The sequence below is a fragment of the Lactiplantibacillus daoliensis genome, assembly GCF_005405005.1.
In the GTDB taxonomy this organism is placed as follows: domain Bacteria; phylum Bacillota; class Bacilli; order Lactobacillales; family Lactobacillaceae; genus Lactiplantibacillus; species Lactiplantibacillus daoliensis.
Map to the genome: position 1 here is coordinate 183,115 of NZ_BJDH01000001.1, position 14,119 is coordinate 197,233.

The following is a 14,119-nucleotide window of genomic DNA, read 5'->3' on the forward strand; positions in this document are numbered from 1 at the left end:
ATTCAGGAGCGATAGCATTTTATCAATTTTTAAATAATCATCAACAAACTACATGCTAGTTCTGACCGGCCACGATCTTAGCAAAACCAGCCTGGAGTGCTGCATTCTGCGTATTTTGAATGTAGAAAATGTTGCCATTCGTCGTTTGTGACATATAGACCACTGGCTGCTGATTGTGGATACAGAACAAGTAAGTCGTTGGGAAGCCTAGTTTGCTTTGGTTGCCAGTTGCAACCGCCACAACCTGATAGGCTTGCCCATTCTCACCATTAGTTGACCATGTCAGGTTAACCAATTGACCACCTAGGCTAACGCGACCATTTAACTGACCACTGGTGATTGCGTCAGGGAAGACAATTCCAAGATGATTAGGGTTATCGCCATTATAAGTGCCTTGATATGTTTGACCCATCGCTGCTTGCCACTGTCCCATAAATGCGGCTAATTGTTGCGTCTTAGTCGCATTCCAGACCGTCGCGGTTGCTTGAGTTGTTTGAGTCGTCGACTGGCTAGACCGAGTTACAGCTGGCGCGGTGGCTTGGCTGGCAGACGGTGTGGTCGCACTGACCTGACTGCTCGATTCCGCTTGACTGCTGGCTTTCATGGCAACGGCGGAACGTGTTGATTTAACTGACTTAGTGACCCTTTTTGCGTGTGTCGCCTTAGCAACCGTTTTAGTGCTACGAACTGACTCGCTGGATTTACTAGAAGCTTGCTTGTTATTATTCCCAGAACATCCGGTTAATAATAAAGTCCCAACTAATACAACTGCCCATAATTTTTTCATAAGCTACGAATGCTCACCATATTGAGTATTCTTCCCCCCTACTCATTCTAATTTGCCTCAACTTAATTTTACGCCATGTTCAACTAAATACAAGCGCTTTCAGCAGTGATATATCAATATTTTCACCAATCTTAACTATTTCGCAACTTAATCAAAATTTTTAGTTTTTCTAGCTAAATTTTCTATAAAAATCAGCTTGCTAGCGAATGCCAAATGATCGCTATTGTCGCTTTTTCGGCTTGTCATCTCAGCCATTTTATCGTATTTCTAGTTGACAAGTTATTAAAAACAGTGTAAATTAATTTAAATTACAAAACAATTAGAAAACTATTTATTTTGTAATTTAATTCATATACTTATTCACACTTAGGAAGGAAGTACGCCATGTCATTTCAAGTAACTACTGTTAGTGCCGCACCGGACGTCACTCATAATCCAGCAACTTCGGCTTTTTATTTACCTGGGGATCTTGTTGCCACCCAATTATTAGGTGAAGCAAATGAGGGCCTCTTGTCTTTATCTGAGTATGCAGACTATTTTAGTTATATGCGTCTGTTAACAGATCAACCCTTTTGGACAGATGGCCAAGCCGGTTTCGGAAATCCACTCAACACTTACTTTACAATAAAAGAACTCGAACAGCGAGGTGCCGATGTTATTCTGCTTAATGATCAGCGCTATCCCGCACACACTCAAGATGATCAGCGCTCAGCCACGGGTTTGGCCGACTTTGCTGGTAAATTAAAAGCAGGCGTCGATGCTCACAACGCGGCCGATACTGAAATTTGGGCCAAATTAGATTGCTTCAGTGAATATGGTGCTGCGGGATTACAAAAACACGCCGATATTGCTAAAAAAATTGGCGTCACTGGTCTCGTCGTTGATCACGCACCAGTCAATGCCTTAACAAACTTGAAAACAACATTGCCAGTCAGCTTTGTTGAACGCGCCGGCGCCGCACCAACAGATGTCACCTACTTAGTTCAATATTAACCGGAGGAATTACATATATGAAAACATTTGCTGACAAACGAACTACTTTTAATAAATTATTGACCGCCCCCGAAATTCTCAGTATGGCGGTCGCGCCAGATGCCTTAGCCGCGCGTGTCGCCGAAAGTGTTGGCTTCAAAGCTGTCTTTTGCGCTGGCTACGCGACCAGTGCCAGCACGCTAGCACTGCCTGATCGTGGTATTCTCGATTTTGGGCAGATGCTACATAAACTTCGTGAAATTGTCGCAGCTGTCAGTGTTCCGGTCTTCGCCGATGCTGATACCGGTTATGGCGACACAGAAAACGTTGCGCGAACCGTACGTAGTTTTGAAGCTGCTGGTGCCGCAGGACTATTTATTGAAGACCAAGTTTGGCCCAAACGTTGTGGTCATATGGCTGGGAAGAGTGTTGTTCCAGCCGAAGAATTAGCCGCTAAGATTCAGGCAGCGGTTGCGGCCCGAAAGCATCAAGACTTTCTCATCATGTCTCGAACTGATGCCCGCCAAGTTAATGGGTTACAGGACGCGCTTGATCGTAGTAAATTATACCGTCAAGCTGGTGCCGATATCGTCTTTGTTGAAGCACCCCAAAGCGTTGACGAGCTCAAGACTATTGCTCAAACTTTTCCAGAGACACCCCTCATGTCAAACATGATTGAAGACGGCGACACGCCCTTATTAACAGCTAAGCAACTCCAAGACATTGGCTTTAGTTTCACCGTACATCCCAATGCACTAACCTATGCCCATGCTTATGCCGATCGTGAACTATTGTCAGAGCTGGCAACAACCGGTAAAACCGCCAAAAGTCGTGCGCATATGATTGCGTTCAATGATTTCAATCACTTTGTCGGTCTTGAAAAGTTAAACGCGCTCGAGGCTGAATATGCTCCTGAGAAAATGACTTCATTTATCGAATAATATCGTTCATTGACAATTAAATACGAAAGGTCGCAACTTATATGGAACAATCCTTACAATTACAAACCCGTATCGACCAGGCCAAAGAATCCCCGCTTTTTTACAAAGTATTTGCTTTAGTTGGTGCTGGCATGATGCTAGATGCCGCCGATGTTTACATGGCTAGCGCCATCAATTCCACCATGATCAGTGCTAAATTTGCGACACTGACCCAAGGCTCATTCTTTTTATCAGCTGGCTTCTTAGGACTTTTTATTGGCTCGCTCGTTGCTGCCTTCCTTGGCGATTTTTATGGTCGACGGCGAGCCTATCAGCTTAACCTACTTCTGTTTGGCGTCTTTACCTTATTAGGATCATTGGCACCAAACATTTACATATTAATTGGCCTGCGATTAGTTGCTGCTATCGGTCTAGGTGCCGAAGCAGTGACGGGTTACGCGGTCATCAATGAGTTTGCACCAGTAAAATCACGTGGTAAATGGAGTGGCGCAATGGCCGTCATTGCCAACCTAGGAGCCCCAGTGGGATTACTTCTCAGCACTTTTCTAATTGCGCCATTCGGTTGGCGCGCAATGTTTATCACCATTGGGATCTTCGCAATTCTGTTGTGGATTGCCCGTCGGCATTTTCCAGAGTCACCACGTTGGTTAATTACCCAAGGTCGGACAGCCGAAGCAGCCACTATCATCCATCAATTAGAACGTAATGGCAGCTATGAGTCGTCCTCTACTACTGACAACGTCGCTTCCAGTCAGATTAGCAAGACCCGTGGACTATTTGTCGGCATTGTGGCTGTCTCCGCAGCATTAGTTTGTCAGTATACCTTCACCTCTTGGGCACCAACCTTACTTGTTCGTCAGGGTATCAACATCGTTCATTCCATCGGTTTTTCAGCGTTAATGATGGTTGGTGCTCCTTGTGGCGCTTTATTGGGCGGACTGTTAGTTGATCGTATCGGTCGTAAATGGACAATTACCCCCAGCTTTTTGCTTGTCGCAATTTTGGGATTATTTTATGCACACCAAAGTACAGCTAGTGGGACAGTCATTACTGGTTTTCTACTCACGATGATGATGTATGTCTTGATTGCTAGTATTCTATCCGTCTATGTTTCTGAACTCTTTGAAACCAGTTTCCGTTTTCGTGGTGTTGGCTATGCCAATGCCGTTGGTAAATTGCTTAGCACCTTGACGCCCTACCTCGTTGCCTTAATTTTAATAACGTTCAATCCTAGCTTCATCTTTTACATTATCGCAGCCGTAGCGGTGTTTGCCGCACTGGTTGTAGGCCTATTTGGTCCCGAGACTAAACAACGAGTCATTCATTAAAAACAACTTTAAAACAGTCCTATAAATGAGCTTATGATCAACTTAGCTTTACCCAGTAATTTGGTTGATAAATAACCGTTAACTTAGTCATCACTAAAGCACCGGTCAACAATTAGAATGTTTTCTCAACACTTACATTCTGATTGTTGGCCGGTATTTTTTGTTTTAAATCATGTCACACTCAACTTGATTAGAAAACAAAGGCCTCGAAAAGTTATTTCAACTGGTGCTGCATCTCAATTGCTCATAATCACCAATGAAAGACAAAGAATCTGTAATAATTGACCAAAAAATTAGTCAATTATTACAGATTCTTATTGATTGTCTTTAGTCTTCACAATCCTCAGGTGTCTCATTTTCAACTGGTCGCGCTAGCCAAATCAAGCCGGCTAATAAGACCAAACTAACGACGACCATCAAAGCACCAAAAACTGGTGTCCACGCTAAACCGAATTGAGTTGTCACTTGACCCCCAATCCCCGAACCCAGCGCAATTCCAACATTAAAAGCGGAAATATTCAACGCCGATGCCATGGTAATATCTTGTGGCGTATGAACTTCGGCCAACTGAACAATGTAGAGTTGTAGCCCCGGCACATTCATGAATGCAAAGATTCCCATCGCCAAAACGGTGAATAAGCCCAACCAATGACTGTGTGCCGTGAATGCCAGCACGAGTAATGTGATCAATAAACCGACAAACATTTTAAACAAAGCTACTAACGGGCGCTTATTTGCCCAGCGGCCACCAAGCGTATTACCCAGCGCAACCATCAGTCCGTAAACGACTAGAATCACAACTACCGCACTGGCTGACCAACCCATCGATTGTTCCAATAATGGTGAAAGGTACGTGTACGCCACAAAGGTTCCGCCGTAACCGAGTGCGGTGACTAATAATGCCAATAATAATTGTGGATTCGTCAACACGCGGAGAATACCACGTGCCGTGGCTTTTACAGGTAATGGCAAATGACGTGGGATTAACCAATAATCCGCTAATAAGCCTAGAACACCGATGGCACTAATAAAGATAAATGACCAACGCCAGCCACCAAGCTGACCAATCATGGTCCCCAAAGGTACTCCAGTCACCGTCGCAACGGTCAAGCCAGTAAACATGACGGCGATTGCAGAAGCTCGTTTTTCTGGCGCAACGACATCCGCCGCAATCACTGACGCGACGGTCATGAAGATTCCGTGTGCTAACGCGGCAACGATTCGGCCAAGTAATAAAACATTGAAAGTTGGGGCTACCGCTGCTAATAAATTTCCAACAATAAATAGTCCCATGATCAACATCATCAAGCGATGCCGATTCAAACGACCAGTTAATAATGTCATGACAGGTGCCCCCACCATGATTCCCAACGCATAAACCGAAACGGTCAGGCCCGCTTGCGCTAAATCAATATGAAAACTGCTGACTAACATCGGCATTAAGCCGACACTAATAAATTCCGTGGAGCCAATCGCAAACGCGCTAATCGCGAGTGCCAAGAGCGTCCAGGTTGGATTAACTTTTTTACTCATTTAAACTTCCTCCTTGTACTTGCTAACGTGATAAATAATGATTATACTAGCAAGTAACTTAAGAACAAGTACCGACTTTAAAGTGGTATACCCACTAAAAAGTAAGTATCAATACGGAGGTTATCTTAAATGCCTGAAAAAACTTATCAAATCGGCGTGGAAGCAACAATGGAAGTCATTGGTGGTAAATGGAAGTCATTGGTGGTAAATGGAAGTCGATTATTCTGTGCCATCTGCGGTTAAAGCCCATGCGGACCAGCGAGCTTGAACGCGCCATCCCACAAATTTCACAAAAAATGTTAGTCCAGCAGTTGCGTGAACTGGAAGCCGCCAACATTGTTGACCGCCACGTTTACCAAGAAGTACCACCACGCGTAGATTACCGACTAACTGAATATGGTCACAGCTTATCTGGCGTACTCCATGACTTATGTGTTTGGGGTGAAGAAAATATCGATTTGCGGCGTGAACAAGGCGAAGAAATTACGTTGCTGCATCGAGACGATTTATAAGACCCACTTGTTTGTCTAATAATCAATTACGTCGGTAAATGACACTTTAATGCTAATTAAATTAATTATTTACATTTTTATTTTCAGTGTGTCCATTTTAATTTTCAAGTTTTTTCATTAGTGTGATATTATATGTATGTTCAGGAATAAATTAATTTTATGGGGGATTTTTAATGGAACTACCAAAAAGTGGTACTCAAATCAAAACTGATCGTATTTTAGTAAAGGAAAATATTATTAGATTTGAAAATGTTACTTTAAATCTAAATAATGTCGCACAAGTCAACACTGGAAAAGTCAAAATACAAATTCCTATTATTCCACTTATAATTACTGCTGTTATTGGTCTCATCCTTTTAAAATTTACTGCAATGTTCGGTATTATCGTGTTATTAGCAATAGCAGGATACTCTTATTATTTATATAATGCTTCACAGAATTCTGATCACTATTTAACCTTTATTTTAAACAGTGGCACAATCTATAGAATCTCAGTGAAGGATGTAGATTTTCTTAATACAATACAGGATTATATTGAAAAAAGCTTCAATCATGATGTTAATGGATCATATACCATTAACATCGATAAAAAAGTAATCAATGGTACCAATATTGATAATGGCAACGGAGCTATCATTGGCCAACAAAATGTTGCCGACCATCAAAGTACAGTCAATGCGTCTGCGGTCAACAATACAACGATTAACTGGTCAAAAGTAAGTAACGAAATTCAACAAAATCTGAAAAGTTTTCCCGAAAACAGTGATGAACATCAAGCCCTAGAAAACTTACTTTCTGCAAGTCAACTTTCTGATGAAACAAAAGTTCAACAAGTGCTCCACCGTTTTAAAAACATCTTCACATCTGATTTTTGTAAAGATATTTTTAGCAACACAGTAGCAGGCTGGATACTCCATCTACTCAATATCGGTTAACACATTCCGTCATGTCAATTCTATTTTAAATTTCCAATGAATCACCTCATTACTCTCATGATTTCAAGAACTAGTCATTAAAATACTTATTTCTAGAAGCAGCTGTAAAACAATTCCTTAAATTAAATGCAGGTCATAGAAAATCTTCAGGTTTTCTATGACCTGCATTTTGATATGACAGATTTACAGTTAAAGTGGACAAATGATCAGAATAATTCACTATAACCTATATCATCATCTTAAAGGGTCGTAAATATCTACCTTTCAATACTAGTCTAAATCGATCCTATTCAACGATCACCAAACACATTAGATGTTCAAAAACCATTATCTCTCGTGAAGTTGGTCAAATAGTTGGTACAAGGAAAATTATAAACGACGGTTACTTACAGGTCTGAGGCTAAGAATATCTTCACCAGGAAAATAACTATTTGTCACAGTCTGACATAATCGTCCACGTAAGACCTAGGTAGAAAAAGTACAAGTTAACTTTAACAATTCCTTTTTGCCGTGAAAAGTATAGTATTACGTCAACCTCTAACATACATTTTGCTTGCACAATCGACTTGTTCACCATCAAAATTTCATATTGTGAATCACCTGGATATTCATTCACGTCCAAGTGATGCCAACACCACACTTGAAACCATTTAGCCATTCATGATTAAGCAACTCAAAAGTAATTTTATGTTGCCACCCATCTTCATTCTTTTCAACACATGTATTGCCTTCAAAAGTGTCAACTTCTATGGAGACAAAATGGTTTTCAATAATATAGTACAACCACCGATCATTTTCATTGGTATCCAAATCAAGCCCTTGTACCTTACCCCATGGGTTAAAATTAGTTTTCATCATATCACTAATGATCAATTTCTTTTCTGGTATCAATCGATAACACTCTTCAACCGGTTATAACTCCTATATTTTCTTACAAAGTTCATTCATTAATGATTAAAAATAGACGTGAATTTACACAGTCAGCCCGACAGCTGCTACAATTACTCTAAGTATGAACTCCCACCAGCTGATGGGACACACCAGCTGGTATAACCGTTTCATTGAACTTTGGACATTCTTCATATGAACATACATTGTAGCCAATATTTTCAAGGAATTATCCTCCTGTTTTTATTTACTTTCTGAAGTTCGAATTGAGGACACATCCGATAAAATCGCATAAATACAACCCAACTTGACAGCTATCAAGTTATTTAATAACAAGTGTCTTTATACTTAAGTCATCAAATAAGAAGAGGTGGGCCACATGACAACAGTTAAAGCCTATTTAGACACACATTATGATAAATTAGATTTTTATACGCACGCCATCACCAACGCGCATGGTCAAAATCATCCCGAAGTTTTTGCGGTACGTGATCAATACATTAAGCTGCGCACGGATGTAAAAGCTCATCAACGGTTAGACGCTAATTTTGATGAACTACGCCGGACAACTCATAATTACGCAATTCCAAATGACGTGTGCACTGTATTTAAAGCAACCTACCAGATGCTTGCTCAAGCTGATAAACTGAATGCGTCGGCCTAAGACACGAAAAGCCACACCATTTCTATGGATGTGACTTTTTGTGATTCATATTGTATAAGTTAAATTCGTTTCAGATAACGCTAAGACTTTTTATTCTGCTTCAATTTCTATCGCCAAATCCAAGGCAGTCACACTATGGGTTAAATAGCCCAGCGAGATGTAATCGACCCCAGTATGCGCATATTGTGCCAATGTTGCCGGCGTAATGCCACCCGACACTTCCACTTTGATTGGTGCAGGAATCAATTGTCGCCATGCTTTCACCGTCGCAGGCGTTTGATTATCAATCATAATCATCTCCACGTGACTAGCTACTGCGGCCTCCAACTGTTCTTCGGTTTCAGCTTCGACCTCGATAATTTTGGTGGGACCAATCAGGTTACGCAATTGTTGGACCGTAGCTGATAAGTCATCAATTAGCGCCCAATGATTGTCTTTAATCATCACTGCATCATCCAAACCAAATCGATGATTCTGACCGCCACCAATGACAACGGCCGCTTTATCAAATTGACGTAAGCCGGGTAACGTTTTACGCGTATCCAAAACGGCGATACTAGCATCGTTCAAAGTTTCAATCGCGGCATGCGTCGTGGTCGCAATCCCACCCATACGTTGCATCAAATTAAGCAGCACCCGTTCACCAGCTAATAGTTCAGCAATTGGTGCCGTAATCCGACCAATGATCGTCCCAGCTTCAACCTGCGACCCGTCAGCGACCAGCTGTTCGTACTGACTATCCTCACTTAACGCTTGCAACACAACCGATGGAATCACTTGTCCAGCAATCACCCCAGCTTGTCGTGCCACAATATCGCCAGTGACGCGCCGATTAGGTAACGTCAACGTGCTTAAATCACCACGGCCGATGTCTTCAGCCAAGAAATTTTTGATTGCCGGTTCAATTTGTCTAGGAGTGAGCCTCACCGCTAACACCTTCTTTACGCTGTGCATCGACATCTTGAATTCCAAAGGTTAAGATTGCGATTCCTAATAATAGTAGGACAACGAAAATCCCAAAGATCCCAGTTAAAGGTGTCTTCATTTGTAATAAGAGTCCGACCACGTATGGCCCAATCATGGCGCCAACTCGGCCGATTGATTGCGCCGCACCCATCCCCGTACCACGGATGGCTTGTGGAAATTGACTTGGTGTCAAAGCGATTAAAGTTCCCCAAGCGCCTAAGTCAAAGAATGACAACCAAGCACCGCTCATTAGGACTGCAAAGTTACTGCTAGCTAAACTAAATGCCAACGCACTCACAATCGTCCCACTCAAATAAATCGTTAAGACCGATTTACGACTGATTTTGCCCATCAAGTAGGCGGCCAAATAATAACCAGGTAATTGTGCTAAGCTCATTAACAAAGTGTAGCTAAAGCTATGCACGATTGAAAAACCGCGCATCACTAGGAGGCTTGGTAACCACAAGAACATCCCGTAATAAGTCAACATCACGATAAACCAAAGACTCCCTAATAACAGCGTCTTTTGTCGAAATACTGGTGTCCGCCATAAAACTTTATACGATGGTCGCGTTTGTGGTTCAATCGGTGTGTCAGGTAAATGACGCCGTAACAGCAACGTGTACAAAATTGTTGCCACCGTAATTAAGACCGTCATACGCCAGCCAATGAATGGCATGACCCAGAAAGCTAACAGTGATGCTACAATCCAGCCAATGGCCCAAAAACTATCTGCCAACACTAACATTTTTGACCGTTGCGTTCCTTGGTAACTATCCGCAACTAATGTCGCCGCCACTGGAAGTTCGCCCCCAAGACCAATCCCAGTGATAAAACGAACTACAATAAATGCAGTGATATTTGGCGTAACCGTTAATAATAAATTACCAATTGAAAATAACGCTAACGTCAAGATCAACACATGCTTACGGCCAATCCGGTCGGCCATTGCCCCACAGATCATTGCTCCCACGACCATCCCCATCGAAGTCGTGGCACCAACTAATCCCAATTGTGCCGACGCTAAATGCCATTCTGTTTTAATCAGTGGCATGATAAAAGACAACATTGCGACATCCATCGCGTCAAATAACCAGGCTGTCCCAATGATTGCTAACAACCGGTACTTCTTCAATAATTGCATCAAAAATCCCCCAAATTATAATAAAAGTACTTTATACTTTTATTGATTTAAAAAATAAAGGCCAATATGACCTTCATCTTCTTGTATTATAAGGTACTCATTTTTGGTGGTAATGTCAATATGGAATATTGCATTCTGTAAACTTTTCTTAGTTAGTAAGCATACTCTACTAAAAAGGGGAGATTATTATAGCCAATTTTCTGAAACCTTCATTAATGAAAATTCACATGTGGCTTTGAAGCTTTAAGTAAATCTGGATACATCGCATCATAGCGTCGTCCATCAATCATTTTAATGCTCATCATCCAATATTATTTATCATCCGTTCCTTCAAAATCCCAAGAAAGTTCATAAACTTTTCCGACAGTTCCAGCCGGTAAGAAAACCGGTGCTGAATTTAAGACCTCATCTTTTTGCAGCCATTGATATGCTTCTAGTGACTTGATCAATTCAAACTGTTGATTTTCGGTGTCCAACCATGTTTCTTGAAAAATTTGAGCTGCTGCAACCGCAGTATGATATTCATCATTCGTTAACCAGTGAGCAACTTTTTTTCAAACTACTAAACGCTACAAGATACTCATCATCGGGGCCACTAGCGATTCTTACCCAACCTTGTAAAAAGAACGCTTCAGCTCGTCTATCCACAATTTTTCCTAGTAGGTTTTTACCAATTTGAAAAGAATCCGTATCATCCTTTTGAGCCACTGTAACAACCGTGACTGGTTCACTCAAACGAAAGTATGTTTCTTTACACATTATCAATTTGCCTCCAGAAAAGCAATATAAATAGGCCTTGTAACAACTTTTCCAGTCTCTGTTAATCTACACCTAAAAGTTATTCTTCAAACTCCCAATATTCTTAATCACGACCGAAGTACTCCCATCAGGATTCGTCTCAAATTCAATGGCCTCACGATTTTTCAACAAGCTAATCGGAACGTTGATTTCAATACCATTATCAAGCTTGATCTTTTGACGCTCATACTTTTTTTCAAAATAGTTGGCATTTGGAACACTAACGACCGGTTCAATGGCCTTTTTGGCTAATTCATCTTTAAATTCTGCCTTAGCTTCTTCTTTCTTATCAAAGACCATATCGGCAATATAGTCATTATCAATGACGCCATCCGTCTCAAGACTATCATGAATCGCCTGCTGCGTCTTTGAAGTGACGGCAAAGTCATCTTCATCATCATACTTCTCAGAAATTTTTTGAATCGACTTCTTAATTTGCTTAACGTTATTCGAAACCTTGACGGGTACCGCCGCCACGTTAAGAAAGTCTCTAGACATCAGCCACTTACCACTAGTACCAATATATGATTGCTCACGCAGTTGGACTTTATCCGCATCAATCAGGATCATGTTTTTAACGCCTTGACCGGGAGACGGCAAAATGCTGTTATTTTGAACGATATTGTTCACCAGAACATCCTCGTCATACTCCACATTATGAATATAGCGTTGCGTGTAATCTAACTTGGCAATCCCAATCACTTGGCTTAAGTCATCCAGTTCAACGTTAAAAAATAGCAAGTCGCCACCCGGGATTTTTTCGTTTACCTTGATACTGTCAAAGTAATCCAACGCAAACTTTTCCGTCAGCTTCTGAAAATCATCACGATTGTTCCAAAATTGTTCGAGTATCGGAATCCGGGATAGCTCCAACTCCACATATTCACTTTTTTCAAATTTATCAATGACCTTTTCAACGTACTTGGTAGTTTCCAGATTGTCCTTAGCAATCTCTTTTTGAGACAAGACGACATTGCCAGAGTCCTTATCCAAGATATGGTCGATTACATTTAAAATTCGCATTTAGTTTCCTCTCTTTTTCGAATATAGGTTACGCATGCCGATATTGAAAAGTCTTTTAGTTACCGATTAAAAATATCCATCTCTATATAACTTAGTGTCGGTCTAGAAATCTATCGCCACTAGCATCGTCCCTATAGAAGATGACAGACTTATAAATAAAGCAAGGTCAGGTTCATCACCTGTATGTCTATACAAACAGATTTACACATCTATTCTGGAGCACTCCCCAATCACACTTTAATAACTTCCAAAGTAGTGATTCCAGAACGAAATCATTACAATCATAAGTAACAAACGTGAAATAACAAAACAAAAGTCTTTAAAATCATAAGAAATCAACTGCTGATTTACATTACAAAAGTATATTAAAAACCAACGGCAACATATTAAAACCGTTTTAATGATAATTTTCAGCAGCATTATCAAACAACCCATCAAGTCCTTCAAAAAAATTCACTGCACTAATAACACATTCCAATGTGTTTTGTATGTCAATGGATTTTGGTAATTCGTGATATGCCTGATTATACTCAGTTGGATAACGGAAAAAGTCACTTTTTTTATCAAGTTGGTCAAACTCAAATATCAATTTATCAACATTTTCAACTGGATTATTCTCGGGTGTTGCATGGCCCGTTGTTTCGATTATGGGCTTCAGTTTCAACCATAGCTTATTATATAGCTTATGACTTCTGTCATCGATTCGTAAACTACTAATTTCAGAGTAATCAGAACTTGCTAATTGTTTCAATTCTAGTTCCAATGAATGTCTTAACGTAAATAATATTGGGAATATCATCTTTCCATTATTCTCAACTGAAACTAAAAATTCACTAACCAGAATGTATCCTTGAATAACACCATAATAATCATCGATAGATTTCACAATTACATTCCAGCCACCAAGCCTGAAATTTCCAACTCCATTATGCGTGAAAGTAAAAAACGTTGGAGTAGGAAAGTCTTCAACTGGGGGGATTTCTGCTTTTTCCACATAATTTAACGAGTTAAAAATAACATCATACGCCAACAACATTGTATTGGCAGTATTTCGTATATGCACAAACTCATTTGAATATTTATCCAGAAATTCAAGCTTAAATGGATATCGAAATAATGTTGATTTACTATCAATTTCTTCAATGTCAATTAAATATTTTTGCAGCCACGCAAATTCAGCTTCAGAAACAATACTTTCATCTTCGGCTTTAAGTTCCCGCAAAATATTAACCAAGTTATGCTTTGTCTTTTTGAAAAACTCCTGTATTTTCTTTTTTTCAGAAAACACTTCATATATTTTAGCTTTTAAAACAAGCTCGACTGACTGCCTTAACATAAAGATTCCTGCAAGAAACCATGTATTATCTTTAAAATTGTCATCCCCCGCTTGAACCACTTCATTGAGTACTGTATATCCAGCCTGTTGATATTGAGTTGCTAAGCAAAGATAATCTCTCCAATACACATGGCTCCACGTAATATTCTCTAATAAATGGTTCTTTCCAGTATTCCAGATACTTAGTTCGTGGTCAGCCCAAAGTAAATCAATCTTCCTGTCATTTTCCCAGTGCCCAACTTCCATTAATAACTCACCTTCATATCGAAAAAATCTTATATAATCACAGACC

The 14,119-nt window shown here is 40.4% G+C and carries 14 protein-coding genes and 1 pseudogene; 6 read left to right on the forward strand and 9 right to left on the reverse strand.

The window, feature by feature from the left end; genetic code table 11:
* Positions 1–55: 55 nt before the first annotated feature.
* The gene (locus FFM64_RS00925) at positions 56–787 is read right to left on the reverse strand and encodes a DUF4767 domain-containing protein (protein WP_137606120.1); all 732 of its coding nucleotides are present in this window, start codon (positions 785–787) and stop codon (positions 56–58) included.
* Between the two features lie 384 nt (positions 788–1,171).
* On the opposite strand from FFM64_RS00925, the gene FFM64_RS00930 reads away from it, so the two are divergent.
* From FFM64_RS00930 to FFM64_RS00940, 3 genes are read left to right on the forward strand one after another with little or no spacing between them, the layout of a single operon-like run.
* The gene (locus FFM64_RS00930) at positions 1,172–1,780 is read left to right on the forward strand and encodes an isocitrate lyase/phosphoenolpyruvate mutase family protein (protein ID WP_137606121.1); all 609 of its coding nucleotides are present in this window, start codon (positions 1,172–1,174) and stop codon (positions 1,778–1,780) included.
* A gap of 17 nt (positions 1,781–1,797) precedes the next feature.
* Positions 1,798–2,700, forward strand: a complete 903-nt coding sequence (locus FFM64_RS00935; protein WP_137606122.1) for an isocitrate lyase/PEP mutase family protein — start codon at positions 1,798–1,800, stop codon at positions 2,698–2,700.
* Positions 2,701–2,741: 41 nt separating this feature from the next.
* A complete protein-coding gene (locus FFM64_RS00940; protein ID WP_137606123.1) occupies positions 2,742–4,028 on the forward strand; it encodes an MFS transporter in 1,287 nt (428 codons plus the stop codon).
* Between the two features lie 327 nt (positions 4,029–4,355).
* Here FFM64_RS00940 and FFM64_RS00945 read toward each other — a convergent pair whose 3' ends face one another.
* Complete coding sequence (locus tag FFM64_RS00945) at positions 4,356–5,561, reverse strand: MFS transporter (RefSeq protein ID WP_137606124.1); 1,206 nt, start codon at positions 5,559–5,561, stop codon at positions 4,356–4,358.
* A gap of 129 nt (positions 5,562–5,690) precedes the next feature.
* Here FFM64_RS00945 and FFM64_RS00950 point away from each other — a divergent pair.
* Positions 5,691–6,073, forward strand: a pseudogene (locus FFM64_RS00950) (winged helix-turn-helix transcriptional regulator).
* A gap of 173 nt (positions 6,074–6,246) precedes the next feature.
* The gene (locus FFM64_RS00955) at positions 6,247–7,008 is read left to right on the forward strand and encodes a hypothetical protein (RefSeq protein ID WP_137606125.1); all 762 of its coding nucleotides are present in this window, start codon (positions 6,247–6,249) and stop codon (positions 7,006–7,008) included.
* A gap of 612 nt (positions 7,009–7,620) precedes the next feature.
* On the opposite strand, the gene FFM64_RS00960 is transcribed toward FFM64_RS00955, so the two are convergent.
* Positions 7,621–7,899, reverse strand: coding sequence for a hypothetical protein (locus FFM64_RS00960; protein WP_171000250.1), 279 nt, complete (start codon positions 7,897–7,899; stop codon positions 7,621–7,623).
* 376 nt (positions 7,900–8,275) lie between these two features.
* On the opposite strand from FFM64_RS00960, the gene FFM64_RS00965 reads away from it, so the two are divergent.
* Entirely contained in the window at positions 8,276–8,560 is a 285-nt protein-coding gene (locus FFM64_RS00965; RefSeq protein WP_223876867.1) for an iron-sulfur cluster repair di-iron protein, ric, read from the forward strand.
* Between the two features lie 90 nt (positions 8,561–8,650).
* Here FFM64_RS00965 and nadC read toward each other — a convergent pair whose 3' ends face one another.
* The 6 genes from nadC to FFM64_RS00990 all read right to left on the reverse strand — a co-directional run bounded on the left by nadC (position 8,651) and on the right by FFM64_RS00990 (position 14,073).
* Positions 8,651–9,487 (reverse strand): carboxylating nicotinate-nucleotide diphosphorylase, encoded by an 837-nt coding sequence (nadC, locus tag FFM64_RS00970; RefSeq protein ID WP_223876868.1) that lies wholly within the window; start codon positions 9,485–9,487, stop codon positions 8,651–8,653.
* The gene (locus tag FFM64_RS00975; protein ID WP_137606128.1) at positions 9,471–10,670 is read right to left on the reverse strand and encodes an MFS transporter; all 1,200 of its coding nucleotides are present in this window, start codon (positions 10,668–10,670) and stop codon (positions 9,471–9,473) included. The genes nadC and FFM64_RS00975 overlap by 17 nt, the downstream gene beginning before the upstream one ends.
* Positions 10,671–10,981: 311 nt before the next feature.
* Positions 10,982–11,146: a hypothetical protein gene (locus tag FFM64_RS12305; protein ID WP_171000251.1), complete on the reverse strand. Its 165-nt coding sequence runs from the start codon at positions 11,144–11,146 to the stop codon at positions 10,982–10,984.
* Between the two features lie 49 nt (positions 11,147–11,195).
* A complete protein-coding gene (locus tag FFM64_RS00980; RefSeq protein WP_137606129.1) occupies positions 11,196–11,429 on the reverse strand; it encodes an ATP-binding protein in 234 nt (77 codons plus the stop codon).
* A gap of 72 nt (positions 11,430–11,501) precedes the next feature.
* Complete coding sequence (locus FFM64_RS00985) at positions 11,502–12,491, reverse strand: nucleoid-associated protein (protein ID WP_137606130.1); 990 nt, start codon at positions 12,489–12,491, stop codon at positions 11,502–11,504.
* Between the two features lie 397 nt (positions 12,492–12,888).
* The gene (locus FFM64_RS00990; protein ID WP_137606131.1) at positions 12,889–14,073 is read right to left on the reverse strand and encodes a HEPN domain-containing protein; all 1,185 of its coding nucleotides are present in this window, start codon (positions 14,071–14,073) and stop codon (positions 12,889–12,891) included.
* Between the last annotated feature and the right edge of the window lie 46 nt (positions 14,074–14,119).

Excerpts from the sequence above, each read along its gene's own strand:
- FFM64_RS00940 (WP_137606123.1), top strand. The coding sequence starts at position 2,742 with ATGGAACAATCCTTACAATTACAAACCCGTATCGACCAGGCCAAAGAA.
- FFM64_RS00945 (WP_137606124.1), bottom strand. The coding sequence starts at position 5,561 with ATGAGTAAAAAAGTTAATCCAACCTGGACGCTCTTGGCACTCGCGATT.
- FFM64_RS00935 (WP_137606122.1), top strand. The coding sequence starts at position 1,798 with ATGAAAACATTTGCTGACAAACGAACTACTTTTAATAAATTATTGACC.
- FFM64_RS00955 (WP_137606125.1), top strand. The coding sequence starts at position 6,247 with ATGGAACTACCAAAAAGTGGTACTCAAATCAAAACTGATCGTATTTTA.
- FFM64_RS00925 (WP_137606120.1), bottom strand. The coding sequence starts at position 787 with ATGAAAAAATTATGGGCAGTTGTATTAGTTGGGACTTTATTATTAACC.
- FFM64_RS00965 (WP_223876867.1), top strand. The coding sequence starts at position 8,276 with ATGACAACAGTTAAAGCCTATTTAGACACACATTATGATAAATTAGAT.
- FFM64_RS00985 (WP_137606130.1), bottom strand. The coding sequence starts at position 12,491 with ATGCGAATTTTAAATGTAATCGACCATATCTTGGATAAGGACTCTGGC.
- FFM64_RS00980 (WP_137606129.1), bottom strand. The coding sequence starts at position 11,429 with ATGTGTAAAGAAACATACTTTCGTTTGAGTGAACCAGTCACGGTTGTT.
- FFM64_RS00930 (WP_137606121.1), top strand. The coding sequence starts at position 1,172 with ATGTCATTTCAAGTAACTACTGTTAGTGCCGCACCGGACGTCACTCAT.
- FFM64_RS00990 (WP_137606131.1), bottom strand. The coding sequence starts at position 14,073 with ATGGAAGTTGGGCACTGGGAAAATGACAGGAAGATTGATTTACTTTGG.
- FFM64_RS00975 (WP_137606128.1), bottom strand. The coding sequence starts at position 10,670 with ATGCAATTATTGAAGAAGTACCGGTTGTTAGCAATCATTGGGACAGCC.